The sequence below is a fragment of the Mesorhizobium sp. M2A.F.Ca.ET.042.01.1.1 genome, assembly GCF_003997405.1.
Classification (GTDB): domain Bacteria; phylum Pseudomonadota; class Alphaproteobacteria; order Rhizobiales; family Rhizobiaceae; genus Mesorhizobium.
In genome coordinates this window covers 1-25,550 of the sequence record NZ_RZRX01000070.1, presented here as the reverse complement: position 1 = coordinate 25,550, position 25,550 = coordinate 1, and the positions used below count along the sequence as shown (strand labels likewise).

The window sequence follows — 25,550 nt, the reverse complement described above, 5'->3', positions numbered from 1 at the left end:
AGCCGCGCGCCAGCATCGGCATAGCCGCCTTCTCGTCGTTTCCAAGCGGCCGCACCGACTGATAACCGGCGAGCAGCGCCGTACCCTTGGTCAGGTTGAAGGAAAAATCCTTCTCGAAGCACCAGGCGTTGAGGCAGGTGGCGACGTCGTACGCGTAGAGATCGTCGCAGGCGAAATAAAAGTCGATCAGCCCGGACAGCTTCTCGCCGAGGAAGAAGACATTGTCCGGGAACAGGTCGGCGTGGATGATGCCTTGCGGCAGGCCGTTCGGCCAGTTGCGCTCGAAATCGGCGAAGTCGGCGTCGACCTCCGCCGCCAGGCCCGGCTCGACCTCGTCGGCGCGGCCGCGCGAGGCCGCCCAGAGCTTGCGCCAGCCGTCGATCGCCAGCGCGTTCGGCCTTCTCATCTGAAAATCCTGGCCGGCAATATGGAGGTTGGCGAGCGCCTTGCCCACTTCCGCGCAATGCGCGGCGGTCGGGCGCCTGAGCGACAGGCCTTCGAGGAAGGTGATGATGACGGCAGGCCGGCCGGCGAGCGTGCCGATGACGGTGCCGTCATGCGCCGTGACCGGCAGCGGGCAGGAAATGCCCTTCCTGGCGAGGTGACCCATCAGGCCGAGAAAGAACGGCAGGTCGGCCTTGTCGACGCGCTTCTCATAGAGCGTCAGGATGTAGGAGCCGGTCGAGGCGTGGACCAGGAAATTGGAATTCTCGGTGCCCTCGGCGATGCCCTTGTAGGAGAGCAATTCCCCCACCGGATAGGCTTTGAGGAATGCTGTCAGTTCGCCTTCGTTGACGTCGGTGTAGACGGCCATCCTGTTTCACGCCGCTCCATTGACGAAGGCCATGTCGGCCGCCGTCAGTTCGACATCGCGCAGCACCCGCATCACCGGAAAATCCTCCGTTTCCGTGGCCGTGATGGCCAGGTCGATGGTGACGTCGAAGCGCTGCCGGAACGCATCGATGATCTCGTCGACGATGATCTCCGGCGCCGATGCGCCGGCCGACAGGCCGAGCGTCCTGATCCCGGTGATCTCATCCCACGGAATTTCGGCTGCGCGCTGCACGAGAAGCGACATTGTTGCACCCGCGCGCTCCGCCACTTCGACAAGGCGACGCGAGTTGGACGAATTGGGCGCGCCGACGATGAGGAAAAGATCGGCGCCGGCGGCCGTCTCCTTCACCGCTTCCTGGCGGTTGGTGGTGGCATAGCAGATCGATTCGGCCGCGGCCGCGTGCAGTTCGGGAAACCGCTCCTGCAGAGCCCGGATGATGCCGGCGGTGTCCTCGACCGACAAGGTCGTCTGGGTGACGAAGCCCAGCGCCGAGGCGTCGACGGGCACGAAGCGCGCGGCGTCGGCCTCGGTCTCGATCAGCGTCACGGCGCCTTCCGGCAACTGGCCCATCGTGCCGATCACTTCCGGGTGACCGGCGTGGCCGATCAGAAGCACATGGCGGCCGAGCCGCTGGTGGCGCATCGCCTGCTTGTGCACCTTGGAGACCAGCGGGCAGGTGGCGTCGAGGTAGAAGAGATTGCGCGCCTCGGCATCGGCCGGCACCGATTTCGGCACGCCATGCGCGGAAAAGACCACGGGCGACTGGCGATGCTCCGGCGGAATCTCGGACAGTTCCTCGATGAAGACGGCGCCGAGGCTCTGCAGCCCTTCGACGACGTAGCGGTTGTGCACGATCTCGTGGCGGACATAGACCGGCGCGCCGTATTTCTTCAGCGCCAGCACCACGATCTGGATGGCGCGGTCGACGCCGGCGCAGAAGCCGCGCGGCTGGCAGAGCCTGATCGTGAGCGGTGGCTTTTTCTCAATCATGAATTCTGGCCGGTTAAGTCGTCGTACTGGACGCGAAATGAGGTGCGCACCCCTGCCCTGTCAAGAGCGCGGGCTTCACGCTTCCTTCGTCGGGCGGCGCAGCCTCAGAATCAGCACGGCGGCGAGAGCCGCGGCCAAGCCATACCAGGTGACCGCATATTGCAGGTGATTGTTGGGCAGATCGATGATGGTGACGCCACCGACGGGCAGGCCGCCGGGATTCGGCGTTTTGTCGGCATCGATGAAGAACGGCACCAGCACGAACCCGGCCGGCAGGCCGGCGGTGGCCGCCATGACATCGCGGTCCTTCCAGTAGAAGATGTTCTTGGCGACGTCATTGTCGGGAAGCATCATCGACGGTTTTGCGAGCAACGGATTGCGCGCAAGCCCGGTCACCGTCACCTTGCCGGCGACCTCGCCCTGTCGGCGCCTGGCCGGATCCTTGAGGTCATAGGGGACGAAGCCGCGGTTGACGAGCACGAAGCGACCGTCGTCGAGTTGCAGGGGCGTGTAGACGTTGAAGCCGCTTTCGCCTTCCCAGGTGGAAAAGAAATGCCGCTCGCCCTGGTGCAAGAAGGTGCCCGTCACCGTCACCGGGGTGTAATCGACATCATGGGAGGCGGCGAATTCTCTCTCGACGTCGGCCAGCGGCAACGGCACCGAATGCGTCCGCTTGTCGATGGTCGCAAGCAGGTCTTCCTTCCAGTGCAGGCGCTGGACCTGCCAGGTGCCGAGCCCGATCAGGATGGCGAACAGGACAAGGCCGAGGCCGATAAGCAACGCCGAACGCGGCCGCGAACGGCCGGCCGCCGAACCGGTCGCCTCGGTCATTCGTGGGATTCCAGCCTGCCCTCGGAGGCTTTCTTCGAGTACTGCAAGGTGATCAGCACGCCCTTGATCAGGCGCAGCGCCGTCAGGCAGAGCACCAGCGCCAGCGGTATCCATAGGATGAAGTGCAGCCAGAGCGGCGGGCTGAACGTCACCTCCATCCAGAGCGCGAGGCCGACGACGAGGAAGCCGATGATCAGGATGACGAACACCGCCGGCCCATCGCCAGCATCGGCGAAGGAATAGTCGAGCCCGCAATTGTAGCAGCGCTTGCCGACGGTGAGGAAGCCCGAGAACAGCTTGCCTTCGCCGCAGCGCGGGCAGCGGCCATGCAGGCCGGCCGAGATCGGATCGATGGGTGGCCAGATCGCCTTGTCTTCGCTCATTTCATGATCTCGATCGGTGTGCCATCGGCCACCATAGTCCAGATTTCATCCATATCGGCGTTCGTAACCGCAATACAGCCGTCGGTCCAGTCGACCATTTGAAGCAGCCGGCCCAGCCAGCCGAAACCGTTCGGCTGGCCATGGATCATGATCGCGCCGCCTGGTTCGACGCCGAGCGCCTTTGCCGCCGCCATGTCATCGGCGTTGGGATAGGAGATGTGGATCGACTTGTGGGCGACGCTGTTGGGATTGCGCCAGTCGAGCATGTATCGACCCTCCGGCGTTCGCTCATCGCCTTCCCGATGCTTTTGACCAACCGGATCTCCGCCTAGCGCGATCCTGTAGCTGCGCAGGATCTTATCCCCGCCGATCAGTTGCAATTGCCGGTTTGACTTCTCGACGCGCACCAAATCAACCTTCTGCTGCGACAACACATTGCGTTCAAGCAGCGGAGTCGTCCCGATCAGGCACGCGGCGATGGCCAGAGGAATCTTCACCCACATCGCTCACCGATGGGCGGCCATTGCGCCGAAAAGAAGAAAGGCGGCCGCTTTGCCGCGACCGCCTTCAAAACTCCTGAAAAACTGCTGAAAGCAAATTCCGGAAAGATCGCTACGCGCTTTCCCGGAATTGCCCTCTATCAGTGGCCTTCGATCAGCGCGCCGTTCGAGGCCCAGACATAGATGGCGCTGAACAGGAACAGCCAGACCACGTCGACGAAGTGCCAGTACCATGCGGCAGCCTCGAAGCCGAAATGCTGCTTCGGGGTGAAATCGCCGCGCATGGCGCGCACCAGGCAGACAGCCAAGAAGATGGTGCCGATGATGACATGGAAGCCGTGGAAGCCGGTCGCCATGAAGAAGGTGGCGCCATAGATCGATTCCTTGAACGCGAAGGGCGCGTGCATGTACTCGTAGGCCTGCACCATGGTGAACAGCATGCCGAGGCCGACGGTCAGCACAAGGCCGTTGACCAGGCCCTTGCGGTCGCCATGCAGCAGCGCGTGGTGCGCCCAGGTGACCGTCGTGCCCGACAGGAGCAGGATGATGGTGTTGTAGAGCGGCAGGTGGAAGGGATCGAGGACTTCCATGCCCTTCGGCGGCCATACGCCGCCGGTGAAGGCGGTGCGGGCGTATTGTTGCGCCTCGCCGGGGAACAGGCTGGCGTCGAAGAAGGCCCAGAACCAGGCGACGAAGAACATCACCTCGGAGGCGATGAACATGATCATGCCGTAGCGCAGATGCAGCGACACGACGCGCGTGTGGTAGCCCTCATGCGCTTCCTTGATGGTGTCCGACCACCAGGCGAACATCGTGTAGAGCACGATGATCATGCCGATGAAGAACAGCCACGGATTGGCGATGTTGTGGCCGAAGACCGGGAAGTTGCCGCCCTTCAGATACTGCATCAGGCAGACGCCGCCGATGGCGGTGACCAGCGCGCCGACCGAACCCAGGAAGGGCCAGGGGCTCGGGTTGACGAGATGGTAGTCGTGGTGTGGTTTTGCGTGCGCGTCTGCCATATCAACCCCCGAGGCTTGCTTCGGAATCTGGAACTTTTTTGCTGCTGCCAGCGGCCGGCGCCGACGAAGCGACCGGCTGTTTCTTTTCGACCGGGAACATCGTGTAGGACAGGGTAATGGTCTTCAAGTCCTTGAGTTCCGGCACGTTGACGATCTCTGGATCGACATAGAACACGACCGGCATGTCCAGCGTCTCGCCGGGCTTCAGCGTCGTGTCGGTGAAGCAGAAGCACTCCACCTTGTTGAAATAGGCGCCGGCCATTTCCGGCTGCACGTTGAACGAGGCGCGGCCGGTGATGGGGCGGTCGAACTTGTTGGTGGCGCTGTAATGCGCCTGCGTCGTCTCGCCGATCTTGATCGTCACCGAGCGGGCGACCGGTTCGAACTGCCACGGAATGCCGTTGGTGTTGGCGTCGAAGCGGATGGTGATGTCGCGGTCGAGCACGCGGCCGGCATATTGCTTCTCGGCGCGCTGCGTGGTGCCGCCATAGCCGGTCACCTGGCAGAACATCTTGTAGAGCGGCACGGCAGCGTAGGCCATGCCGACCATGCCCGTGAAGAAGGCGAGGCAGACAGCGGCGACGATGCCGTTGTTCAGCTTGCGGGGCCTGCTCACGTCGCCGCTCATCAGCCGCCTCCGAACAGACCCGAGCCGGTGAGGCTCGCGCCATGGTGGCCGAAGCGCACGATGGTGACGACGTAGAAGATGATGACCAAAGCGGCCAGCGCCAGACCGATGGCCGCGGAACGATTGCGGCGCGCCTTCAACTGACGCTCGGTGAGCGTGACCACTTCAAGCTTCTTGTCGGCCACGATCATATCCCCCCCATCACGAGGGCACGCCCGACCACGCAGTCGACGAGATAGGCGGCGAAGATGGCGAAGAGATAGAGCAGCGAATAGCCGAAGAGCGCCTTCGCCGGCTTCATCGCGCGGTCGCCGTCGGCTATGCCAAGCACTTTCCAGGCATACCAGACGAAGCCGAGCCCAAGCACCGCGGAAACCACGCCGTAGCCGGCGGTGGTATAGCCGAGCGCCCAGGGCAGCACGCCGACAGGCGCCAGGATCAGCGCATAAGCGAAGATCTGCCGGCGGGTCGAGGCATGGCCGGCGACGTTCGGCATCATCGGGATGCCGGCGCGGGCGTAGTCGTCGGACTTGAACAGCGCCAGCGCCCAAAAATGCGGCGGCGTCCACAGGAAGATGATCAGGAACAGGATCACGCTTTCCAGGCTGACCGAGCCCGTCACGGCGGCCCAGCCGATCACCGGTGGAATGGCGCCGGCAGCTCCGCCGATGACGATGTTCTGCGGCGTCCAGCGCTTCAGCCACATCGTGTAGATGACGGCGTAGAAGAAGATAGTGAAGGCAAGCAGCGATGCCGACAGCCAATTGACCAGGACGCCGAGCGTCATCACCGACAGCACCGACAGGACCAGGCCGAAGGTCAACGCCTCGCCTGGCGTGACGCGGCCCGCCGGCACCGGGCGGGATGCCGTCCTGGTCATCACCGCATCGATGTCGGCGTCGTACCACATGTTGAGCGCGCCGGAAGCGCCGGCGCCTATGGCGATTGCCAGGATGGCGACCATCGCGATCAGCGGATTAATGGCGACGGGCGCGGCGACAAGGCCGACAAAGGCGGTGAAGACGACCAGCGACATGACGCGCGGCTTCAGCAGGGCGAAGTAATCGCCCGCAGTCGCTTCCGATATGCGAAAGCCCGCGTCCTTCATCAATCTGTGGTCGGCAAGGGCCATGCGTACTTAAAGTCCATTATTCCGTTGGCCAAGACCGCCGGCTGTCCGGCGGTCTCGTGATAGGGCTGCCTTACTTGATCTTCGGCAGCTGTTCCCACTGGTGGAACGGCGGCGGCGAAGGCAGCTGCCATTCGAGCGTCGTGGCACCCTCGCCCCACGGGTTGGCGCCGGCGACGCGCTTCTTCTGGAAGGCTTCGAACACGCCGTAAAGGAAGATCGCAACACCGACGGCCGCGATATAGGAGCCGTAGGACGAGATCATGTTCCAGCCGGCAAACGCGTCCGGGTAGTCGACCGTGCGGCGCGGCATGCCGGCGAGGCCGAGGAAGTGCTGCGGGAAGAAGATCAGGTTGACGCCGACAAAGGTGACCCAGAAGTGGGTGTTGGCGATCACCGGCGAGTACATGTAGCCGGTCATCTTCGGGAACCAGTAGTACCAGCCGGCGAAGATGGCGAACACTGCGCCCAGCGACAGCACGTAGTGGAAGTGGGCGATCACGAAATAGGTATCATGCAGCGAGCGGTCGAGGCCGGCATTGGCCAGTTGGACGCCGGTGACGCCACCGATGGTGAACAGGAAGATGAAGCCCAGCGCCCACAGCATCGGCGGCTTGAAGGAGATCGAGCCGCCCCACATGGTGGCGATCCAGGAGAAGATCTTCACGCCGGTCGGCACCGCGATGACCATGGTGGCGAACACGAAATAACGCTGCGTGTCGAGCGACAGGCCGGTCGTGTACATGTGGTGCGCCCAGACGATGAAGCCGACGGCGCCGATCGCGACCATGGCATAGGCCATGCCGAGATAACCGAAGACGGGCTTCTTCGAGAAGGTCGAGACGATGTGGCTGACGATGCCGAAGCCCGGCAGGATCAGGATGTACACTTCGGGATGACCGAAGAACCAGAACAGATGCTGGAAGAGCAGCGGGTCACCGCCCTGGTCCGGCACGAAGAAGGCGGTGCCGAAATTGCGGTCGGTGAGCAGCATGGTGATGGCGCCCGCCAGGACCGGCAGCGACAAGAGCAGCAGGAAGGCGGTGATCAGCACGGCCCAGGCAAACAGCGGCATCTTGTGCAGCGTCATGCCGGGAGCGCGCATGTTGAAGATGGTGGTGATGAAGTTGATGGCGCCGAGGATCGACGAGGCGCCGGCGATGTGGATCGACAGGATCGCCAGATCCATTGCGGGACCCGGCTGGCCTGACGTCGAGAGCGGCGGGTAGATCGTCCAGCCGCCGCCGACACCGAAAGCACCTGGCGCGCTCGGCACGAACATCGAGGAGAGCAGCAGGATGAAGGCCGGAGGCAGCAGCCAGAAGGAGATGTTGTTCATGCGCGGGAAGGCCATGTCCGGCGCGCCGATCATGATCGGCACCATCCAGTTGGCGAAGCCGCCGATGAGAGCCGGCATGACCATGAAGAAGATCATGATCAGGCCGTGCGCGGCGCCGAAGGCATTGTACATGCTCTTGCCGCCGTCGATGGCGGCGTCGCCCTGCATGCCGTAGACCATCTGCGCCAGACCGCTGAAGATCTGGATGCCCGGCTCCTGCAGTTCCATGCGGATGGCGACCGAGAGCGCGCCGCCGATAATGCCGGCCATGATCGCGAAGATCAGGTAGAGCGTGCCGATGTCCTTGTGGTTGGTCGAGTAGACCCAGCGGACCCAGCCATGCGGCCTGTGGTCGCCGTGATCGTGAGCTGCAGCCTCTGCCATGTTCCGCTCCGTTCCCTAAATCTTGCTAACCCGCGGCATCAGTTGCCGGCGGCCGCTACCTTGTTGGTACCATCGATCTCGGCCATCAGCGCCTTGTTGGCGGCGGGCACGTCGGCCTTGGCCGTCTCCAGCCAGGTCTTGAACTGCGCATCGGAAACGACGCGGACCGCGATCGGCATGAAAGCGTGGTCCTTGCCGCAGAGCTGCGAGCACTGGCCGTAGTAGAGGCCCTCCTTCTCCGCCTTGAACCAGGTCTCGTTGGTGCGGCCGGGAACGGCGTCCATCTTGATACCGAAGGACGGCACGGCGAAGGAGTGGATGACGTCGGTCGCGGTGATCAGCACGCGGGTCGTGGTGTTGACCGGAACAACCAGCTCGTTGTCAACCGCGAGCAGGCGCGGATAGAGGGCGCGATCCTCCTTGCCGGCCTTGGCGCGGTCGCCATCCTGCAAAACCGCCGAGTTGAAGGAGAAGGTCTTGTCGACCTGGTACTCGTAATCCCAGTTCCACTGGTTGCCGGTCGCCTTGACGGTGAGCTTGGCTTCTTCCGGCGGCGTGTATTGCGCAGTGAGCAGCTGGAAGGAGGGAATGGCGATGAGCAAGAGCACGATCACCGGCCCGACCGTCCAGATCACCTCGATCAGCGTGTTGTGACTGGTCTTTGACGGCACCGGATTGGCGCTGGCGCGGAACTTGACGATGCAGACCAGCAAGAGCACCAGCACGAGAACGGTGATCGGGACGATGAACCACATCGTGTAGTTCCCGAACCGCTCGATCTGCCGCATCATGTCGGTGGCCGGAGCCTGGAAGCTCACCTCCCATTCCCGCGGCTGGTCGGCACGGGCCGCGCCGGAGAAGAGCACGGCCGAAGCTGCCGTACCTGCCAAGAATTTAGCGCTTGCCAGGAATTTCCTCATCGCCCTCTCGTCTCCCACTTCCCGCGATCTTGTCGCACCAATAGCGGACGATGCCGGGATTGGGAATCCCGGTCTGTCCCTGGGTGGTTCAAACCATACTCTTTTTCCCTCCGCAAGAAAGGAGCGGAGGAAACCGTGCGGCATTTTTGCGCGCAGCCCGAAGGCCGTGTTCGGCGCTCGCCATGCTATATGCCGGGCGGCCCCAATTCGGGCGAATTTGCTTTGGAAAAGCACGCAATTGCCGGTATCGGGGCGCACCGGCGATGGTCTCGTCCTTTACTTGGCCCGGGCGCAGCTTAAAGTGCCGTGATTCGCAATGGAGCCGTCATGACTTCCTGGCTTTCGAGAACCTTGGCGAAGGTCGTTCTTGCCGTCGCCTTGCTCGGCGTCGGCATAGCCGTTGGCGCCGCCGCCTCGCCGAACAACGCCACGCCGCCCAGCGGCACGGTGAAGTCGACGCATGGCGCATGGTCGATCATCTGCGATACGCCGGCGGGCGCGACCTCCGAGCAATGCGTGATGATGCAGAATGTCGTCGCCGAGGATCGTCCTGAAATGGGCCTTTCGGTCGTGGTGCTGCGCACCGCCGACAACAAGGCGGAGATCCTGCGCGTGCTGGCGCCGCTCGGCGTTCTCCTGCCCAACGGCCTCGGTCTCAATGTCGACGGCAAGGACATCGGCCGCGCCTATTTCGTGCGCTGCTTCCAGGATGGCTGCTATGCCGAGGTGATCCTCGAAAAGCCGCTGCTCGATACGTTGAAGAGCGGCACCTCGGCCACCTTCATCGTCTTCCAGACGCCGGAAGAAGGCATCGGCATTCCCGTCGACCTCAAGGGCTTTGCGGAAGGCTTCGCCGCCCTACCTTGATCTTGCCGTCCATGCGCAGCGGCCGCCCCTCAGGCTGAGGCGCGGTGGTGATGCGGTTGACGGCCAGGAGGCTTGATGCGCGCGACGCTGTCCATTTCCATTGCAGGTCTGGCGCTTGCCTGCGCGGCCTCGGCAGCCGGGGCCGAGGATGCGGAAATCCTCCAGACGCCGGACCCCGCGACGGTCCTCGATATCGCCAAGGGCTTCGGCTCGGCCAGGATGGACAAGGACGACAATGGCGACCCGATGATTTCCGGCCGCGTCGAGGGCGTCAAATACCTGATCTATTTCTACGGCTGCGAAGACCACGAGAACTGCAAGTCGCTGCAGTTCTCGACCGGCTACACCGATCCGCTGACCGCCGACCAGGCCAATGCCTGGAACGCAAAATACCGCTGGGTGAAGGCCTATTCGGGCGACGGCTCGAATTTCAAGATGGATGTCAGCTTCGCCGGCGGCATCACCAGGGCCAATCTGGAGGAGCAGTTCTCCAACTGGAACGCGATGGCCGGCAACATCAAGGACTTCGTCAACGGCAAGTGACGGCGTCGCATTCGCCGGCTTCATCTCGTTGGCGATTGTGCGACGGCAGCTTCGCGCCTACATCCGTTGCAAGATTTGTTTCCACGAATGGAATTTGCCATGAACAGCCTGATCGGCCAATTCGATATTTCCGATGATCGCGTCAAGGAGATCGTCACCGAGACCATCAAGGGCGCCGACGACGGCGAGCTGTTCCTCGAATACAGCGAGAGCGAGGCGCTGATGTTCGACAATGGCCGGCTGAAGACGGCCAATTTCAACACCGATCAGGGATTCGGCCTGCGCGCCGTGGCCGGCGAGGCCAGCGGCTATGCGCATTCCAGCGATCTTTCCGAAGTCTCGCTGCTGCGCGCCGCCGATGCCGTCTCGGCGGTCAAGGGCGGCTATTCCGGCACGCTTGCCGGCGCGCCGGCCCGCACCAACCGCCACCTCTATGGCGACGAGAACCCCATCCCCTCGCCTTCCTTCGAGGCCAAAGCCAAGCTGCTGCAGGAGATCGACGGCTGGCTGCGCGCGAAGGATCCGCGCGTGCGCCAGGTGACGGCGTCACTGGCCGCATCCTGGCAGCATGTCGAGATCGTGCGCGGCGATGGCCAGATCGTGCGCGACATCCGTCCGCTGGTCAGGATCAACGTATCGGTCGTGGTCGGCAGCGGCGACCGGCAGGAGAGCGGCTCCTACGGGATGGGCGGCCGCAAGAGCTTCGGCGAGTTCGTCAGCGAGGAAAGCTGGAAGCATGCGGCAGGCGAGGCGCTGCGGCAGGCGCTGGTCAATCTCGAGGCGGTTCCAGCGCCGGCCGGCACGTTTGACATCGTGCTCTCCAGCGGCTGGCCGGGCGTGATGCTGCACGAAGCGGTCGGCCACGGGCTCGAGGGCGATTTCAACCGCAAGAAGACATCGGCCTTCGCCGGCCTGATGGGGCAGCAGGTGGCGGCGAAGGGCGTCACGGTTGTCGACGACGGCACCATCCCCGAGCGGCGCGGCTCGCTCACCGTCGACGACGAAGGAACGCCGTCGGCGCGCAACGTGCTGATCGAGGACGGCAAGCTCGTCGGTTATATGCAGGACCGCCAGAACGCCCGGCTGATGGGCATGAAGGCGACCGGCAACGGAAGGCGCGAGGGCTATGCGCACCAGCCGATGCCACGCATGACCAACACCTACATGACCGCGGGCGACATGCAGCCGGAAGAGATCATCGCTTCGGTCAAGAACGGCATCTACGCCGTCTCCTTCGGCGGCGGCCAGGTCGACATCACGTCCGGCAAATTCGTGTTCGGCTGCACCGAAGCCTATATGATCGAGAACGGCAAGGTGACGCAGCCGATCAAGGGCGCGATGCTGATCGGCAACGGTCCGGACGCCATGCACCGCGTCAGCATGGTCGGCAACGACATGAAGCTCGACACCGGCATCGGCATGTGCGGCAAGGCCGGACAGGGCGTGCCCGTCGGCGTCGGCCAGCCGCATCTGCGGATGAACCAGATGACCGTGGGCGGCACCAGGGTTTGAGGTTCGAGCCAATATATGACTTGAATTCGGCGCTCACGCCATCTATCTTACCTTTGTCTTACATAGGTAAGTGCCATGTCTGCTTCTGAAAAGCTCACGACCACAGTCTCGACCAAGGGGCAGGTGATTCTGCCCAGCGCCATCCGGAGACGGAGAGAGTGGAGCGCTGGAACGCGGCTTGAAGTTCAGGAAACGTCGGAAGGCGTACTTTTGAAGCTGGCGCCCGCATTCGCGGCGACGCAGCCGAAAGACGTGTTCGGCTCCTTGCCATCCCGCGGCGCGCCGAAGACATTGGAAGAAATGGACGCGGGCGTCCTCGCCGAAGCACGGCGGCGCCATGCTCGCGATTGATACGAATGTTGTTGTTCGCTACCTGACGAACGACCACCCCGAACAATCTGAGCGCGCCCGGCGGTTGATCGACGGTCAACAGGTCTTTGCGGCCGTCACAGTGATCCTGGAAACCGAGTGGGTGCTGCGCAGCGCCTATGGCTATGACCGGGCTGATATCGTCAGGGCACTGCGGAAGTTCGGCGGGCTTCCTACGGTCGAGATCGAAGATGCCCCTGTTGTCGCTTCAGCGCTCGATCTGGTCGAGGCGGGCGTTGATTTCGCGGATGCGCTGCATCTGGGTAAATCAACCCACTGTACCGGCTTTGCAACCTTTGACCGCAATTTCGTAAAAGCTGCAAAGGCGGCTGGGTCTGAAGGTGTGCGGGAGGCATGAAGCCAGCCACGGTCGGGACTATGACCTCGCCGCAGTGTCCGCCAGGTTGATGCTCGCATTCCGACTTGAAGGCAGCCTCCACCTTGAAGTGAACACAATCGTGTTAGGACATTATTAATTGTTTAATTGGCCAGGCTGGCGTTTGCGCGTTAGCCTGTCACCAGTCTCCTCGTTGCGGTGGTGTTGGTAGTGAAGCGATCCCCTCACGTCCTGACTTCTTCCTTCCTGTTTGGCCTTGTTTCGTCGGTTGGTGTTTCATCGTTCTGTGTCAGCCCTTCGGCGGCGCAGTCGTCGCTGTTCAAGCTAGCGTCGACACGACCTGTCGCCAGTTCCGCCACGGTCGGTGCAAGTACCAGCGTCCCTTATGGGTGGCTCGACTTCTGTCATCGCCGGCCGAAAGAATGCAAGGTGCCTGCCCTGCCGGCCACCAGCGTCAAGCTGACCGCGCAAAACATGAGCATCCTCAAGCGGGTCAACCAGAAGGCGAACCGCTCCATCAAGCCCGTCAGCAACTACGATCACTGGGGCACGATGATGGACCACTGGGACTATCCCGTGGACGGCAAGGGCGATTGCAAGATCTACGCGCTCTACAAGCGCAAGCTTCTTCAGGAAGCAGGATTTCCCCGGCAGGCATTGCTGATGACGGTGGTTCGCGACCTGCACAACGAGGGCCACACCATCCTGACGGTGAAAACCGACAAGGGCGATCTCGTGCTAGACAATCTGGTCGACGAGGTTAGGCCGTGGAACGCGACCGGCTATTATTTCCTGAAGCGGCAGTCGCAGCAGAACCCGAACACCTGGGTTTCGATCAACCAGCGTGGCGGCACGGCAAAGCGGCTATCGCCGAGCTCATAGGCCGAATAGTCCGCCTGTCCCGTGCAGCCAGCATCGGCTGAAGCGCCGCGAGCCAGCTATCTCTTGATTTGCAGGCGATGAGCCAGGAAACTCCGGCCCATCGACGGAGAATTGCTGTCCAACCCCTGCCGCTACTGCTTGCAGGGCGGCTCGCCCGGGTTGCCGCAGGCGAATTTCTTGTTGTTACCCTGCGGCGGTAGTTCCTTCGGCTGTTGTGGCAGACGCCGCTCCTGAGCGTTGGAATTTTCCTGAAGCTTGAGCTGGCGCTGCACATTCTCGTTCGGCCGGTTGACCTTGAAGTTGCGCTGGACGTTGACTTCGGGGCCGACGGAACCTTCCTCGTTCTGCGGCCTGCGGAACTTCCTGGCCCCGTCGTTCCCGCCGGCGGAGCCCTGATTCTCGCCGGAGAAGACATCCGGATTGTTCTTCCTGAGCCGCTTCTGCATACTCGGCTCATTGTCGGCCGGCTCACCATTGACGGTCGGCAGTCTGCGGAACTTCTTGACGTTCCCGTCGATCGAGCCCTGGTCGGAGAACACGTCCGGATTGTTCTTCCTGAGCCGCTTCTGCATACTCGGCCCATTGTCGGCCGGCGCACCATTGACAGTCGGCAGTCTGCGGAACTTCTTGACGTTCCCGTCGATCGAGCCCTGGTCGGAGAACACGTCCGGATTGTTCTTCCTCAGGTGCTTCTGCACGGTCGGCCGGTTGTCAGCCGGCTCACCATTGACGGTCGGCAGCTTGCCGAATTTCCTGACTTTGTCGTTTCTGTTGGCCGAGCCTTGATCGCCTGGTTCAACTATGGACTGCCCGGCTGACAAATCCTTGCGCGTCAGCCTTTTCGGTTTCCCTTTGCCCTGGTCGGACAACGCGTTGGGATTGTTCTTCCTGAATTTCTCCTGTGCGTTGGGTCCGTTGTCGGCCGGCAAGCCGTTGACGGTCGGCAGTTTGCGGAATTTCTTGCCCTTCTGCTGATCCGTGCCCTGCACTCCGGTCGCCGCGGCGCCGGCATTTCCCGTCGGCTGCTGGCCCACGATGCCCTGCTCGCCAAGCAGCCTCCTCGACCTGTCGTTGGGCAGATTCTGGCCGTTGAGCACCGGCTTGCCGTTGACGAGCGGCAGCGTCTTGCCATCGGCTCCCGGCAAGGCGTGGTCGGTTCCGAGCTTGCGGGTGGACAGGTTCTTCGACAGCGGAGTGGCAGCACCAGGCTGCTGGCCCTGCGTCACACCCTGGCCGGGCTTCAGCGGCAAGGCGCCCTGATTCTGGTTGAACCGGGCCTGACCGGATACGGCCGCCCTCTTCTTCAGGAGCGGCGGCAGCGCGACCCTGGCCGCCAGCGCCGTGCCGGTCCCGATGGCAGCTCCGGTCATTTTCTGGCCGGTGGTGAGGCCGCCCTCTGCATTGCCGTTTGGCTGCCCGGCCTGATTGGCGGTCTCGTTGCGGATCGTGGTGTTATTGATGTTGTTGATGACGGTCGTGTTGTGGATGTTGTTGAAAATGATGTTGTCCGGCGGCGGCACGATGTCACGTGGCGGCCTGACCCAGACCGGCACGGGGACGAAGACCGGCGTCGGCAGGACGTAAACATCGACCGGCGGCGGAGGCGGCGGCAGCATGACAAAATCCGGCGGCGGAGGCGGCAGGAATATCACGTCGACCGGCGGCGGAGGCTCGAAATCGAAATCGGGATCGTCGAAATAGAGCACCGGCCTATCGATATAGACGATTTCCTCCTCCGGCGGCGGCGCCACATCGTACACGATAACTGTGAAGCTCGCCGGTGGCTCGAGCTCGGCGTCGAAATGCTCCAGCCGGCGCCGTGCGTCCCAGGCGTGCGGCCCGTGCGGATAGCGTTCGAGATAGGACCAATAGGCCTCGGGGGTGTCCCGCAGCCATGTTTCACGCCAGGTGATCGCCTCGCGCCGCGCCGCGATGATGGCGCGCACGCGTTTGGCCATTGGGTCGTGCGGATAGGCGACGATGAAATCCTCGTAGCCGCGCATCGTGTCGCGATCGAGTGCCGCGAGATAGGCGTCGTGCGCATTGAAGTCGCGGATCGCCCTGGTCCGGTTAGTCCGTTCTTCGGCCTCGGAAACCTTCGGCGGCGGCGCGTCCGGAGCGCGCTCGAAGAAGACGAAAGGCGCATCGATCTTCGAGGCATTCCACGGGATTTCGGCGCCTTGCGTCACCTCGTTGACGCGCAGCCGCGTGCGTTCGAAAACCTCATCGAGCGACAAGCCGCCGTCGCGCATCATCTCTGCGAGCGCCTGGGCATAGGCGCCGTATGGGCCCTTGCCTTCCGGCGCAACCGTTCCGGGAGCGGCGTTGAACGCGATCAGCATATTGGGGTCGGGGTCGACCAGCGCCAGACCGCTGGCCAGCGGCTGGCTCATTTTGGGGAGGGCATTCGGCCGGGCCGCGTCGAGGACGACTATATTAACCTTCGTCGGCAGTCCGGCCAGCGACTTGGTAATGTCGGAGAGCCGCATGGCCTGGAGCGGCACGTCGGCCGGATTGGCGATCTGAGCATCGACCGGCAAGAAGTAGTTCTCGCCTTCGAACTGCACGCCACGGCCGGCGAGGTACACGAAAACAGTAGCGTCCGGACCGGCGGCGGAAACTTTCGCAAGGAAATCACGCAGCGCGCCACGCAGCGATTCCTGGTCTACATCGCGCGCGCCGACAACATCGAACCCGGCTGCCTGCAGGGTCTGCGCGATCAGACCGGCGTCGTTCGCGGAGGTGACCAGCGCATCGGACGGATAGGCGGCATTGCCGATGACGAAAGCGAGACGTTTCTGCTGTTGCGCGAGCACACCGGTCGCGGACGCGACGGTGAACGCGATGAGAAGAACGAGAAGACCGATGACTTTCCGAAGCGAGAGCATAGCAATTCGCCATCCTTGTTCGCCATCCATCCCAGGCGATAACGCCGGGGAGGCAGGAATGTTTCCCTAACAGCGAAATTAAGGTCCGGCAAAAAGGCGGCTTTAGGGCGCGATTTCACCGAAAGAACAGAGACTTCACAATTTTTCCAGCGAACCTCCGGCAGCCGACTAGCGCCGCCGTCTCGGCTTCTCCAAAAGCGCGACGGCCTCGACATGCGACGACCACAGGAACTGGTCGATCGGGGTGACACTTTTCAGCGTGTAGCCGCCGTCGAGAAGGATGCGCAAATCCCGCGCCAGCGTCACCGGATTGCAGGACACGGCCGCGACCAGCGGCACGTCGGAGCGGGCGATCTGTTTCGACTGATCCTCGGCGCCGGCGCGCGGCGGGTCGAAGACCAGGCCGTCGAAGGCGTTCAACTCCTTGAAGGTCAGCGGCCTGCGGAACAGGTCGCGGCGTTCGCTGGTCACCCGCCTCAGGCCGGTGGCGAAGCGGTAGGCGCGATCGAGCGCGGCAAGTGCCGCGGCTTCGCCTTCGACGGCATGAACCTCGGATTTCGCCGCCAGCCGAAGCGCGAAGCTGCCGCAGCCGGCAAACAGGTCCGCGACCTTCTTCGCGCGCGACAGATGCTGGCCGACGAGACCGGCCATCGCCTGCTCGGCGGCTTCCGTCGCCTGCAGGAAGGCGCCGGGCGGCACGGCGACGGCGACCGGTCCGAACTGCACCACCGGCTTCTTCGGCTCGACGACGATCTCGCCATCGACGGACAGCCTGGCCAGGCCCTCGGCCATGACGAAGTTGGAGGCGATGCGGCGCTGGTGGTCGCCAAGCTTGCCGGCATCATGAACCGCAATGTCGAGGCCGGAAGCAGTGGCGGTCACCGTCATATGAAACGCTTTCGGCGTGGCGCAGACCAATCCGGCCAGGACGCGCAACTTATCGAGCGCCGCGACGATCGCCGGAAGCGAGATCGGGCATTCCTCGATCGGGATGATCTCCGACGACAGCGCGCGCACGAAGCCGAGCAGCATGCCGGCCTCGGTGCGCCTGGCACTGAAGGTGACACGGCGGCGGCTGTGCGGCGCGCACGGCACCAGCGCGGCGACCTCGCAAGCGATACCCTTGGCCTTCAGCGCCTGCACGACTTTTTCGCGCTTCCATTCCTGATAGGCTGCGGGCTCGTAGTGCTGCAGCGCGCAGCCGCCGCATTCGGTGAAATGGCGGCAAGCGGGGTCGATCCTGAGCGGGGAGGCTTCCAGCACCGACATCAGGGTGGCGCGGTCCTTCTGGCGCGCGGCGGTGACCGTCTCGCCCGGCAGCGTGAATGGGACGAAAACCTCGCCGCCCTCGGCATTGGCAATGCCGTCGCCCTGGGAGCCCAGCCTGGCTATGGTGAAGCGTGTGCTCATCACGAACCGGCGTCCTTTATGGCGGCGAGCAGGAACTCGCGGTTGCCGTCGCCGCCTTCGATCGGCGACGGGTGGAGTCCCAGCACGCGCCAGCCGGAAATGCCGGCGAGCCAATCGCGCAGATTGCCGGCGATGCGCTCGGCATCGCCCGGGTCCTTGAGCAGGCCGCCCTTGCCGATCGCCTCGCGTCCGGCCTCGAATTGCGGCTTGACCAGAAGGACTGCCCTGGCGTCCTCGCCCGCCAGTTCAAGCGCCGGCGGCAGCGCCAGCTTCAGCGAGATGAAGGAGACATCGCAGACAAGGAAATCAGGAACACGGCCGCCGAGATCGGCTGCCGTCAGGTCGCGGGCGTTCAGCCCTTCGATCACCGTCACGTGCGGGTCGCCGGCGATATCGGGATGGATCTGGCCGTGGCCGACATCGATCGCCGTGACATGCGCCGCGCCTCGCTCCAGCAGCACCTGGGTGAAGCCGCCAGTCGAGGCGCCGATATCGAGCGCCTCGCTGCCGGAAGGATCGAGGCCGAAATGGTCGAGGCCGGCGATCAGCTTCAATGCCGCGCGCGACACATAGGCCTGGGCCGGATCGTCGATGGCGACCACGCAGTCGACCGCGACCGACTGGCCGGGCTTGCGGGCAATTGTGCCGTCAACCGTCACCGTGCCGCGCTCGATCGCGTCGCGGGCGCGCGATCGGCTGGCAAACAGGCCGCGCCCGACGAGCAATTCGTCGAGCCGCTGGCGCTGGCTGGCTGACAACGGGGAATTCATCGGCCTTCATTGGCGAAAGCCGGGCACGAACGCAATGGTTGAATATGGCGCAAGAGGCTGCAGAATGCCCAAAGGAACGGGCCGTTCGTCAGTCGGTGGAGGTGGCCATGCTGAAAGGGACCTGTCATTGCGGCGCGGTCCATTGGACGCTGGAGGGTGATCCCGGCGGAATCACCGCTTGCAACTGCACGCTTTGCCGCCGCTACGGCGCGCTCTGGGCCTATGACTATCTCGACGAGCGCATCCGCATCGCGGGACCGCTGAAGTCCTACACACGCGCCGAGGTGACGGAGCCCGCACTGGAAATCCTGTTCTGCCCGACCTGCGCCTGCGTGGTCGCCTGGCGCGGCCTGCGCGCGGCCAAGAGCGGCCGCACGCGCATCGCGGTCAATGTCAGGCTGGCGCCGCCCGAGGAGGTTGCCGAACTGCCGATCGACCATTTCGACGGCCTCGACACATTCGACGACCTGCCGCGCGATGGGCGCTGCGTGCGCGATATGTGGTTCTAGAAAACGGTTCGCGAGACTCGGCGCTCGACGGCCGGTGACAGGCCGTTATTGCCGGAGGCTTCCTTGCGCGGCGGCTCGGCCGGCACCGGCGCGGGCGGCGAGGAATCCGGTAGCACAACGAGCTGCGGCCTCTGCTTGTAGGAGAAGCTGCCGCGGATGTTGCCCATCTTGCCGGCGACGATGTCCATTGCCGCCTTTTCGATATTGCGGTCGTAACGCGTTTCGGCTGTCGCCGGCGCGGCCATGGTGGCCAGCAAGGCCGTGCCGCAAAGGAACGACTTCATTGTTCTTATCCCCTGCCTAGAGCGTTTCACCGTTTCAGTGAAACGGCGAACCGCTCTATCCCTTTGTTTTTACGCAATTCCGGGCGGAAAACCGCTCACACTTTTCCTGGAATTGCTCTGGGGCCAAGGTCTTAGCAGGGCGCCGTTGAAAATCGGCCAAGAGACAGGGTAAGCGAACCGCCAAACGGAAGCCTTAACAAAAGCTTACGGCCGGAAGCCGGCAAACCGATTCAGCGTGTTGAAGTCCTGATTCAGGCGCGCTGCGCCTGCACGCCATGGCCGAGCGTCGCGAAGACCGTGCGCACGATTCCCGCCGAATCCAGGCCGGCGTCGGCATACATCTTCTCGGGCTTGGCATGGTCGGTGAACACGTCCGGCAGCACCAGCGGGCGCACCTTGAGGCCGCTTTCCAGCAGGCCTTCATGGGCGAGGAAATGCAAGACCTGGCTGGCGAAGCCGCCGATAGCGCCCTCCTCCACGGTCACCAGCACTTCATGCGAACGGGCGAGCCGGCGGACCATATCCTCATCCAGCGGCTTGGCGAAGCGGGCGTCGGCGACGGTGGTGGAGAGGCCTGCGGCGCCGAGCTCCTCGGCGGCCAACAGGCAGTCCTGCAGCCGCGTGCCGAAGGAAAGCAGTGCGACCTTGGTCCCTTCCTTGATGATGCGGCCCTTGCCGATCTCGAGAACCGAGCCGCGCTCCGGCATGTCGACGCCGACGCCGTTGCCGCGCGGATACCGGAAGGCGATCGGACCGTCATCATAGGACGCCGCCGTGCGCACCATATGGCGAAGCTCCGCCTCGTCGGCCGCGGCCATGACGACGAAGCCCGGCAGCGTCGCGAGAAAGGTCGTGTCGAAGGCGCCGCAGTGGGTGGCGCCGTCGGCGCCAACGAAGCCGGCGCGATCGATGGGAAAACGCACCGGCAGCTTTTGGATCGCCACATCATGGACGACCTGATCATAGGCGCGCTGCAGGAAGGTCGAATAGATGGCGGCGAAGGGCTTGTAGCCTTCGGTGGCCAGCCCCGCGGCGAAGGTCACCGCATGCTGCTCGGCGATGCCGACATCGAAGGTCCGCTTCGGGAACACCTCGCCGAACAGGTCGAGGCCGGTGCCGCTCGGCATGGCGGCGGTGATGGCGACGATGCGCTCGTCCTCGCGCGCTTCCTGGATCAGGCTCTCGGCGAAGACCTTGGTGTAGGCGGGCGCGTTGGCCGGCGCCTTGGCCTGGGCGCCGGTGATGACGTCGAACTTGTTGACGCCGTGATATTTGTCGGCCGCGGCCTCGGCCGGCGCGTAGCCCTTGCCCTTCTGGGTCACGACATGGATCAGCACCGGGCCCTTGCCATTGTCGCGCACATTCTTCAGCACCGGGATCAGATGCTCCAGGTTGTGTCCGTCGATCGGGCCAATGTGGTAGAAGCCGAGTTCCTCGAACAGGGTGCCGCCGGTGACATAGCCGCGCGCATGCTCGACGGCGCGGGTGATGGCGCGGTCGGCGCGCTTGCCGAGATAGGATGTCAGCTTCTTGCCGAAATCGCGTAAGCCTAGATAGGCCTTGCCGGAGGCAAGCCTGGCCAGATAGGCGCTCATGGCGCCGGTCGGTGGCGCGATCGACATGTCGTTGTCGTTGAGAATGACGATGAGGCGAGCATCCAGCGCGCCGGCATTGTTCAGCGCCTCGAAGGCCATGCCGGCCGACATCGAGCCGTCGCCGATGACGGAAATGACATTGTTGCGGCCACCCGACAGGTCGCGTCCCGTGGCCATGCCGAGACCGGCCGAAATCGAGGTCGAGGAATGCGCGGCGCCGAACGGATCGTATTCGCTCTCGGCCCGCCGGGTGAAACCGGAGAGGCCGCCTTCCTGGCGCAGCGTGCGGATGCGGTCGCGGCGGCCGGTCAGGATCTTGTGCGGATAGGCCTGGTGGCCGACGTCCCAGATCAGCCGGTCGTCCGGCGTGTTGAAGACATAATGCAACGCAACCGTCAGCTCGACGACGCCGAGGCCGGCGCCGAGATGGCCGCCCGTCTGCGACACGGCGTCGATGAGCTCGGCGCGGAGTTCGGCGGCAAGCTGCGGTAGCGCGCTCTCATCGAGCGTCCGCAGGTCCGCGGGAATGCGAACCTTGTCGAGCAGCGGCGTGTCTGGCTTCACTCGGGCGCGTCCTGCCTCAATTGATCGAACACGGCGCTACCAGCAGATTGCGCCATAATCATGCGCGGCATAGGCCGCCGCCGGGCGAATGTAAATGCGCGCCAGTGACGCGTGGCGCTGCTTGTTTTGGCAAGCCATCGAAAACGGTTGGAATTGGCGGAAGCCCTCCCAACGTCGTCATTCCAGGGCGAAGCGGGAGCGAAGCTCCGTCGCGGAGACCCTGGAATCCATGCCGTGACTCTGGCCGAAGAGCGCAGCGGAGCAGAATTCTGCACCGTTGCAACGCTTGGAAGTCACGGCATGGATCCTATGGTCTGCGCCGCGTCGCTTCGCTCCTTGCTCCGCCCGTGGATGACGACGCGATCGATGTGTTCAGCCAATCGCTATGGCATGCAACCTTGCTAACGCAGGCATGTCCGGGCGGTCGAAATTCTGCACTATTAACCCTCAGGCAGCGGAATGAACTCCTCCTCATCGCCAGGAACGATATCGAAGCGGCCTGTCTTCCATTCCTGCTTGGCCTGTTCGATGCGTTCCTTCGAGGACGAGACGAAATTCCACCAGATGTAGCGCTGGGAACCCAGCGAAGCGCCGCCGAACAGCATGAAATGCGCGCCGCGCTCGGAGGAGACGACGATCTCCTCGCCCGGCTTGAACACCAGAAGCCGCTCGGCCGGAAAGACATCGCCGGCGATCGAGACGTCGCCTTCCAGCGTGTAGATGGCGCGCTCCTCGGCATCGGCGGGGATCTGCACGCTGGCGCCTTCGGCAAGACGCAGATCGGCATAAAGCGTGTCCGATGCGGTCGCGACCGGCGAGCGCAGGCCGGAGAATTCGCCGATGACGATGCGGCCGCTGACGCCCCCGGCATCGATCTGCGGCAAGCGGGCGACGGACGTGTTGGCGAACACCGGCGCAATCTCCTCCTTGCCGTCGGGCAGCGCCAACCATGTCTGCAGGCCGGAGACCGACATCGGCGCGCCGCGCAGCTCTTCCGGCGTGCGCTCGGAATGAACGATGCCGCGCCCGGCGGTCATAAGGTTCACATCGCCCGGCGCGATCACCATTTCGGTGCCGAGCGAGTCGCGGTGCCTGATCTTGCCGTCGAACAGATAGGTGACGGTGGAGAGCCCGATATGCGGATGCGGCCGCACGTCAAGCGCGTGGCCGGCGCGCAGGATGGCCGGACCCATGCGATCGAAGAAGATGAACGGCCCGACGAGGCGGCGTTTTGCCGTCGGCAAGGCGCGGCGAACCGCGAAGCCGCCGATATCCTTGGCGTTGGGGATGACCATCAGCTCGATCTGATCGCAGGCGAAGGCATCACCGGGTTCGGGATCGTTTCCGGGAAAAAAGCTCATAATTGTCCCTCAGGCGAAACGCAGCATTGTCCCTCAGGCGAAACGCAGCGCCGACCTGGCCTTCGCCTTGGCCGCTTCTTCCTCGCGATTGCGCGGCTCCTGGTTGGTCTCAAGCGAATCGATCAATTCGCGCGCGGCGGCGGCGATCGCTTCCACGGCGTGATAGAAAGCATGCTCGTTGCGCTTGGACGGTTTCGTCGAGCCGCTCAGCTTGCGCACGAATTGCAGTGCTGCGTCATGCACCTCGTCATTGGTCGCCGGCGGCTCGAAATTGGCCAGGGTCTTGATGTTGCGGCACATGGCTTGAACTCCTTACCTGCTTGCTCTGCCCACCCAAACTATTCCGCGTCGAGCGGCTCCGTTCCCACCGGCTTGCCGTCGCGCGACAGCCTGATCTTCTCGACCTTGTCCTCGGCCGCCTTCAGCAGCCGGTCGCAATGCGCCTTCAGCGCCTCGCCGCGCTCATATATCTTGATCGACTGGTCGAGCGGGACGTCGCCGCGCTCCAGGTCATCGACGATCTTCTCCAGCGCGTCGAGCGCCTGCTCGAAGCTCATCGCCTTGACGTCCTCATTGCCTTCCACTGCCATACCCTATCCCTTCATCAGCCGCCCGACATGGGCGGCGACTGAAAATGCCAGTCCCTGCAGATCGTAGCCGCCTTCCAGCAGGCTGACGAGCCTGTTGGAGCTGTGGCGGCCGGCGCGCTCCATCAACTGCCCGGTCGCCCAGTCGAAATCGTCCTCGGTCAGGTTGATCTCGGCCAGCGGATCGCGGTGATGCGCGTCGAAGCCGGCGGAAATGATGATCAGGTCCGGCGCGAACGCATCGATGGGCGGCAGCACGCGCGACAGGAAGGCGTCGCGGAACATGTCGCTGCCGGTCTGCGGCGCGAGCGGCGCGTTGACGATGTTGCCGGCGCCGGTCTCGCTCCTGGCGCCGGTGCCCGGGTAAAGCGGCATCTGATGGGTCGAGCAATAGAGAACCGACGGGTCGTCCCAAAAAATGTCCTGCGTGCCGTTGCCGTGATGGACGTCCCAATCGACGATGGCGACGCGCTCGGCCTGGTGCTTCTTCTGCGCATAGCGGGCGGCGATCGCTGCCGTATTGAACAGGCAGAAGCCCATCGCCGTGGTCTTTTCGGCATGGTGTCCCGGCGGACGGGCGGCGACGAAGACATTTGAGGCGCGGCCCTCGAAGACATCGTCGACCGCCGCGTTCGCCGCGCCGATCGCCGTCACCGCCGCCTGCCAGCTTTTCGGGCTGGCGCTGGTGTCGGCGTCGATCGAGACGATGCCACTCTGAGGGATCGCCGCGCGCACGCGCTCGACGAAATTTTCGGGATGCGCATAGAGGATGGTTTTCTCGTCGCCTTCCGGCGCCTTGACGCGGTCGAGCGCCGAAAACGCCTCGTCGTCCAGCACGCGCTCGATGGCGCGCAGGCGGTCGGGCCGCTCGGGGTGGCCGGGCGGCGTGAGGTGTTCGAGGAAGATCGGGTGCGTGTAAAGACGGGTGGCCATGGCGCCTAATCTAGGCACCCGCAGCCGTAATGACCATGTTTGAAAAGCCGAATGGCTGGGGAAATTGCGCCAGCCCACGTCGTCCGCGCCATTGGCGGGTGCCAAACTTCGCTGTAAGGTCATCCCGCTGCCTGGTGCCCGCGACGCGGGAGAATCGGGAACACGGTTTTATTCCGTGGCGTGCCCAACGCTGTGAGGGGGACCGCGCCGGCAAATGCCACTGTCGATGACGGGAAGGCGCCGGAGCGGGACGATCCCGAGCCAGAAGACCGGCCCGGCAGACATGGTCGTCCGCTTGGTCAGGCGGGGGACTGCTTGTCGCAAGGGGAAAAGCGATGACGGCAGCAGCGATCGCCGCGTGTGGCGACGACTTTGACCAATTGGCGCGCGACGCGGTGTACCGGGCGATGTTCACCAGGCGCGACGTGCGCAGCCATTTCACAGCCGACGATCTCGACGATTGTGTGCTGGCGCGGCTTCTCACCGCCGCTCACCATGCGCCGTCTGTCGGCTACATGCAGCCTTGGAACTTCATCGTCATCCGCGATGCCGAGCGGCGCAGACAGGTGCGTGACCTGTTCCTCGCCGCGCGCGAGCAGGAACTGCCGGCGATCGAGGCGGAGCGGCAGGCGCTCTACCGCAAGCTGAAGCTCGAAGGCATATGCGAAAGCGCTCTCAACCTCTGCATCACCTGCGATCGGCAGCGCTCGAAGGACTCACCGCTCGGGCGCTGGCACAATCCGGAGATGGATCTCTACAGCACCGTCTGCGCGGTGCAGAATTTCTGGCTCGCGGCACGTGCCGAGGGCGTCGGCGTCGGCTGGGTGAGCATCATCGAGACGGAGGCGCTGAAACGGCTTCTGTCGATCCCGGAGCATGTCACGCCGATCGCCTATCTGTGCGTCGGCCGCGTCTCGGAATTCGCGCCGAGGCCCGACCTCGAAGCGCATGGCTGGGGCAAGCGCCTGCCGCTGCCCGAGTTGGTGATGAGCGAGACGTTTCGCGGCGCCGGCGAGGCGCCGCTCAAATCGACGATCGCAAGGCTAGGTCGCCAGCAATGATCAAGCGGCTCGCGGCGTATCCCAGCGCGAGCCGCCGAAGGAGCCCAGCGCCTTGTCGCGCAGCTCCCTGAATTTGGACGACGCCTCGGCGAGCCGGTTGTCCCATTCTGGATTGGG

28 protein-coding genes and 1 riboswitch are annotated in these 25,550 nt (G+C 63.9%); of the genes, 8 read left to right on the top strand and 20 right to left on the bottom strand.

What is annotated here, in order from left to right; all coding sequences use genetic code 11:
• The 11 genes from EOA23_RS13215 to coxB all read right to left on the bottom strand — a co-directional run.
• A partial coding sequence (locus tag EOA23_RS13215) for a homoserine kinase (RefSeq protein WP_127304447.1) occupies positions 1-814 on the bottom strand: 814 nt, incomplete at its 3' end.
• Positions 815-820: 6 nt separating this feature from the next.
• Positions 821-1,825 (bottom strand): 4-hydroxy-3-methylbut-2-enyl diphosphate reductase, encoded by a 1,005-nt coding sequence (ispH, locus tag EOA23_RS13210; RefSeq protein WP_127304446.1) that lies wholly within the window; start codon positions 1,823-1,825, stop codon positions 821-823.
• Positions 1,826-1,900: 75 nt separating this feature from the next.
• Positions 1,901-2,656, bottom strand: coding sequence for an SURF1 family protein (locus EOA23_RS13205; protein ID WP_189341596.1), 756 nt, complete (start codon positions 2,654-2,656; stop codon positions 1,901-1,903).
• Positions 2,653-3,039 (bottom strand): DUF983 domain-containing protein, encoded by a 387-nt coding sequence (locus EOA23_RS13200; RefSeq protein WP_112125877.1) that lies wholly within the window; start codon positions 3,037-3,039, stop codon positions 2,653-2,655. The genes EOA23_RS13205 and EOA23_RS13200 overlap by 4 nt, the downstream gene beginning before the upstream one ends.
• Positions 3,036-3,542: a L,D-transpeptidase family protein gene (locus EOA23_RS13195; RefSeq protein WP_126062209.1), complete on the bottom strand. Its 507-nt coding sequence runs from the start codon at positions 3,540-3,542 to the stop codon at positions 3,036-3,038. Before EOA23_RS13195 ends, EOA23_RS13200 begins: the two co-directional genes overlap by 4 nt.
• Before the next feature lie 137 nt (positions 3,543-3,679).
• The gene (locus tag EOA23_RS13190; RefSeq protein ID WP_126062210.1) at positions 3,680-4,561 is read right to left on the bottom strand and encodes a cytochrome c oxidase subunit 3; all 882 of its coding nucleotides are present in this window, start codon (positions 4,559-4,561) and stop codon (positions 3,680-3,682) included.
• A 1-nt stretch (position 4,562) separates the two neighbouring features.
• Positions 4,563-5,189 (bottom strand): cytochrome c oxidase assembly protein, encoded by a 627-nt coding sequence (locus EOA23_RS13185; RefSeq protein WP_127304445.1) that lies wholly within the window; start codon positions 5,187-5,189, stop codon positions 4,563-4,565.
• On the bottom strand, positions 5,189-5,380 hold the full coding sequence (locus tag EOA23_RS13180) for a hypothetical protein (protein ID WP_127304444.1): 192 nt from the start codon (positions 5,378-5,380) through the stop codon (positions 5,189-5,191). Before EOA23_RS13180 ends, EOA23_RS13185 begins: the two co-directional genes overlap by 1 nt.
• Positions 5,377-6,321, bottom strand: coding sequence for a heme o synthase (locus tag EOA23_RS13175; RefSeq protein ID WP_127304443.1), 945 nt, complete (start codon positions 6,319-6,321; stop codon positions 5,377-5,379). The genes EOA23_RS13180 and EOA23_RS13175 overlap by 4 nt, the downstream gene beginning before the upstream one ends.
• Positions 6,322-6,391: 70 nt before the next feature.
• Positions 6,392-8,041 carry a cytochrome c oxidase subunit I gene (gene ctaD, locus EOA23_RS13170; RefSeq protein WP_127304442.1) on the bottom strand — a complete coding sequence of 550 codons (1,650 nt, stop codon included), beginning with the start codon at positions 8,039-8,041 and terminating at the stop codon, positions 6,392-6,394.
• 38 nt (positions 8,042-8,079) lie between these two features.
• A complete protein-coding gene (gene coxB, locus EOA23_RS13165; RefSeq protein WP_127304441.1) occupies positions 8,080-8,961 on the bottom strand; it encodes a cytochrome c oxidase subunit II in 882 nt (293 codons plus the stop codon).
• A gap of 327 nt (positions 8,962-9,288) precedes the next feature.
• Between coxB and EOA23_RS13160 the strand changes: the two genes are divergently transcribed.
• The 6 genes from EOA23_RS13160 to EOA23_RS13135 all read left to right on the top strand — a co-directional run bounded on the left by EOA23_RS13160 (position 9,289) and on the right by EOA23_RS13135 (position 13,471).
• Positions 9,289-9,828 (top strand): invasion associated locus B family protein, encoded by a 540-nt coding sequence (locus EOA23_RS13160; protein WP_126078560.1) that lies wholly within the window; start codon positions 9,289-9,291, stop codon positions 9,826-9,828.
• 75 nt (positions 9,829-9,903) lie between these two features.
• Positions 9,904-10,371: a YbjN domain-containing protein gene (locus EOA23_RS13155; RefSeq protein ID WP_127304440.1), complete on the top strand. Its 468-nt coding sequence runs from the start codon at positions 9,904-9,906 to the stop codon at positions 10,369-10,371.
• Between the two features lie 99 nt (positions 10,372-10,470).
• Positions 10,471-11,883, top strand: coding sequence for a metalloprotease TldD (gene tldD, locus EOA23_RS13150; protein WP_127304439.1), 1,413 nt, complete (start codon positions 10,471-10,473; stop codon positions 11,881-11,883).
• 75 nt (positions 11,884-11,958) lie between these two features.
• Positions 11,959-12,234: an AbrB/MazE/SpoVT family DNA-binding domain-containing protein gene (locus tag EOA23_RS13145; RefSeq protein WP_127304438.1), complete on the top strand. Its 276-nt coding sequence runs from the start codon at positions 11,959-11,961 to the stop codon at positions 12,232-12,234.
• A complete protein-coding gene (locus EOA23_RS13140; protein ID WP_127304437.1) occupies positions 12,221-12,610 on the top strand; it encodes a type II toxin-antitoxin system VapC family toxin in 390 nt (129 codons plus the stop codon). Before EOA23_RS13145 ends, EOA23_RS13140 begins: the two co-directional genes overlap by 14 nt.
• A 189-nt stretch (positions 12,611-12,799) precedes the next feature.
• Positions 12,800-13,471 (top strand): transglutaminase-like cysteine peptidase, encoded by a 672-nt coding sequence (locus tag EOA23_RS13135; RefSeq protein ID WP_189341595.1) that lies wholly within the window; start codon positions 12,800-12,802, stop codon positions 13,469-13,471.
• 131 nt (positions 13,472-13,602) lie between these two features.
• Here the strand turns inward: EOA23_RS13135 and EOA23_RS13130 are convergent, their stop codons facing one another.
• The 3 genes from EOA23_RS13130 to EOA23_RS13120 all read right to left on the bottom strand — a co-directional run bounded on the left by EOA23_RS13130 (position 13,603) and on the right by EOA23_RS13120 (position 18,539).
• Entirely contained in the window at positions 13,603-16,359 is a 2,757-nt protein-coding gene (locus tag EOA23_RS13130) for a caspase domain-containing protein (protein ID WP_127304436.1), read from the bottom strand.
• Between the two features lie 168 nt (positions 16,360-16,527).
• Positions 16,528-17,769 (bottom strand): class I SAM-dependent RNA methyltransferase, encoded by a 1,242-nt coding sequence (locus EOA23_RS13125; protein WP_127304435.1) that lies wholly within the window; start codon positions 17,767-17,769, stop codon positions 16,528-16,530.
• On the bottom strand, positions 17,769-18,539 hold the full coding sequence (locus EOA23_RS13120) for a TlyA family RNA methyltransferase (RefSeq protein ID WP_127304434.1): 771 nt from the start codon (positions 18,537-18,539) through the stop codon (positions 17,769-17,771). The genes EOA23_RS13125 and EOA23_RS13120 overlap by 1 nt, the downstream gene beginning before the upstream one ends.
• Before the next feature lie 107 nt (positions 18,540-18,646).
• Between EOA23_RS13120 and EOA23_RS13115 the strand changes: the two genes are divergently transcribed.
• On the top strand, positions 18,647-19,048 hold the full coding sequence (locus tag EOA23_RS13115) for a GFA family protein (RefSeq protein ID WP_127304433.1): 402 nt from the start codon (positions 18,647-18,649) through the stop codon (positions 19,046-19,048).
• Here the strand turns inward: EOA23_RS13115 and EOA23_RS13110 are convergent.
• The 6 genes from EOA23_RS13110 to EOA23_RS13085 form a co-directional block, all read right to left on the bottom strand.
• Positions 19,045-19,332: a hypothetical protein gene (locus EOA23_RS13110; RefSeq protein ID WP_127304432.1), complete on the bottom strand. Its 288-nt coding sequence runs from the start codon at positions 19,330-19,332 to the stop codon at positions 19,045-19,047. The two genes, EOA23_RS13115 and EOA23_RS13110, sit on opposite strands and share 4 nt — an antisense overlap.
• 251 nt (positions 19,333-19,583) lie before the next feature.
• Complete coding sequence (gene dxs / locus EOA23_RS13105; protein ID WP_126062225.1) at positions 19,584-21,491, bottom strand: 1-deoxy-D-xylulose-5-phosphate synthase; 1,908 nt, start codon at positions 21,489-21,491, stop codon at positions 19,584-19,586.
• Between the two features lie 440 nt (positions 21,492-21,931).
• The gene (locus EOA23_RS13100; protein ID WP_127304431.1) at positions 21,932-22,852 is read right to left on the bottom strand and encodes a pirin family protein; all 921 of its coding nucleotides are present in this window, start codon (positions 22,850-22,852) and stop codon (positions 21,932-21,934) included.
• A gap of 33 nt (positions 22,853-22,885) precedes the next feature.
• Entirely contained in the window at positions 22,886-23,152 is a 267-nt protein-coding gene (locus tag EOA23_RS13095) for a DUF2277 domain-containing protein (protein ID WP_112125897.1), read from the bottom strand.
• Between the two features lie 38 nt (positions 23,153-23,190).
• Positions 23,191-23,442, bottom strand: coding sequence for an exodeoxyribonuclease VII small subunit (locus EOA23_RS13090; protein WP_027164646.1), 252 nt, complete (start codon positions 23,440-23,442; stop codon positions 23,191-23,193).
• A 3-nt stretch (positions 23,443-23,445) separates the two neighbouring features.
• Positions 23,446-24,372: a histone deacetylase family protein gene (locus EOA23_RS13085; RefSeq protein WP_127304430.1), complete on the bottom strand. Its 927-nt coding sequence runs from the start codon at positions 24,370-24,372 to the stop codon at positions 23,446-23,448.
• 115 nt (positions 24,373-24,487) lie between these two features.
• Positions 24,488-24,665, top strand: a riboswitch (cobalamin riboswitch).
• A gap of 42 nt (positions 24,666-24,707) precedes the next feature.
• Between EOA23_RS13085 and bluB the strand changes: the two genes are divergently transcribed.
• Positions 24,708-25,433 (top strand): 5,6-dimethylbenzimidazole synthase, encoded by a 726-nt coding sequence (bluB, locus tag EOA23_RS13080; RefSeq protein ID WP_127304429.1) that lies wholly within the window; start codon positions 24,708-24,710, stop codon positions 25,431-25,433.
• The last annotated feature ends 117 nt before the right edge of the window (positions 25,434-25,550 follow it).

Bases quoted from the DNA above. Each gene is read 5' to 3' on its own strand.
- EOA23_RS13120 (WP_127304434.1), bottom strand. From the start codon at position 18,539: ATGAATTCCCCGTTGTCAGCCAGCCAGCGCCAGCGGCTCGACGAATTG.
- EOA23_RS13195 (WP_126062209.1), bottom strand. From the start codon at position 3,542: ATGTGGGTGAAGATTCCTCTGGCCATCGCCGCGTGCCTGATCGGGACG.
- ispH (WP_127304446.1), bottom strand. From the start codon at position 1,825: ATGATTGAGAAAAAGCCACCGCTCACGATCAGGCTCTGCCAGCCGCGC.
- EOA23_RS13145 (WP_127304438.1), top strand. From the start codon at position 11,959: ATGTCTGCTTCTGAAAAGCTCACGACCACAGTCTCGACCAAGGGGCAG.
- EOA23_RS13185 (WP_127304445.1), bottom strand. From the start codon at position 5,189: ATGAGCGGCGACGTGAGCAGGCCCCGCAAGCTGAACAACGGCATCGTC.
- EOA23_RS13140 (WP_127304437.1), top strand. From the start codon at position 12,221: ATGCTCGCGATTGATACGAATGTTGTTGTTCGCTACCTGACGAACGAC.
- EOA23_RS13125 (WP_127304435.1), bottom strand. From the start codon at position 17,769: ATGAGCACACGCTTCACCATAGCCAGGCTGGGCTCCCAGGGCGACGGC.
- tldD (WP_127304439.1), top strand. From the start codon at position 10,471: ATGAACAGCCTGATCGGCCAATTCGATATTTCCGATGATCGCGTCAAG.
- EOA23_RS13200 (WP_112125877.1), bottom strand. From the start codon at position 3,039: ATGAGCGAAGACAAGGCGATCTGGCCACCCATCGATCCGATCTCGGCC.
- EOA23_RS13110 (WP_127304432.1), bottom strand. From the start codon at position 19,332: ATGAAGTCGTTCCTTTGCGGCACGGCCTTGCTGGCCACCATGGCCGCG.
- EOA23_RS13160 (WP_126078560.1), top strand. From the start codon at position 9,289: ATGACTTCCTGGCTTTCGAGAACCTTGGCGAAGGTCGTTCTTGCCGTC.
- EOA23_RS13115 (WP_127304433.1), top strand. From the start codon at position 18,647: ATGCTGAAAGGGACCTGTCATTGCGGCGCGGTCCATTGGACGCTGGAG.
- EOA23_RS13085 (WP_127304430.1), bottom strand. From the start codon at position 24,372: ATGGCCACCCGTCTTTACACGCACCCGATCTTCCTCGAACACCTCACG.
- EOA23_RS13095 (WP_112125897.1), bottom strand. From the start codon at position 23,152: ATGTGCCGCAACATCAAGACCCTGGCCAATTTCGAGCCGCCGGCGACC.
- EOA23_RS13175 (WP_127304443.1), bottom strand. From the start codon at position 6,321: ATGGCCCTTGCCGACCACAGATTGATGAAGGACGCGGGCTTTCGCATA.
- EOA23_RS13205 (WP_189341596.1), bottom strand. From the start codon at position 2,656: ATGACCGAGGCGACCGGTTCGGCGGCCGGCCGTTCGCGGCCGCGTTCG.
- coxB (WP_127304441.1), bottom strand. From the start codon at position 8,961: ATGAGGAAATTCCTGGCAAGCGCTAAATTCTTGGCAGGTACGGCAGCT.
- EOA23_RS13100 (WP_127304431.1), bottom strand. From the start codon at position 22,852: ATGAGCTTTTTTCCCGGAAACGATCCCGAACCCGGTGATGCCTTCGCC.
- ctaD (WP_127304442.1), bottom strand. From the start codon at position 8,041: ATGGCAGAGGCTGCAGCTCACGATCACGGCGACCACAGGCCGCATGGC.
- EOA23_RS13130 (WP_127304436.1), bottom strand. From the start codon at position 16,359: ATGCTCTCGCTTCGGAAAGTCATCGGTCTTCTCGTTCTTCTCATCGCG.
- EOA23_RS13155 (WP_127304440.1), top strand. From the start codon at position 9,904: ATGCGCGCGACGCTGTCCATTTCCATTGCAGGTCTGGCGCTTGCCTGC.
- EOA23_RS13180 (WP_127304444.1), bottom strand. From the start codon at position 5,380: ATGATCGTGGCCGACAAGAAGCTTGAAGTGGTCACGCTCACCGAGCGT.
- EOA23_RS13190 (WP_126062210.1), bottom strand. From the start codon at position 4,561: ATGGCAGACGCGCACGCAAAACCACACCACGACTACCATCTCGTCAAC.
- EOA23_RS13090 (WP_027164646.1), bottom strand. From the start codon at position 23,442: ATGGCAGTGGAAGGCAATGAGGACGTCAAGGCGATGAGCTTCGAGCAG.
- bluB (WP_127304429.1), top strand. From the start codon at position 24,708: ATGACGGCAGCAGCGATCGCCGCGTGTGGCGACGACTTTGACCAATTG.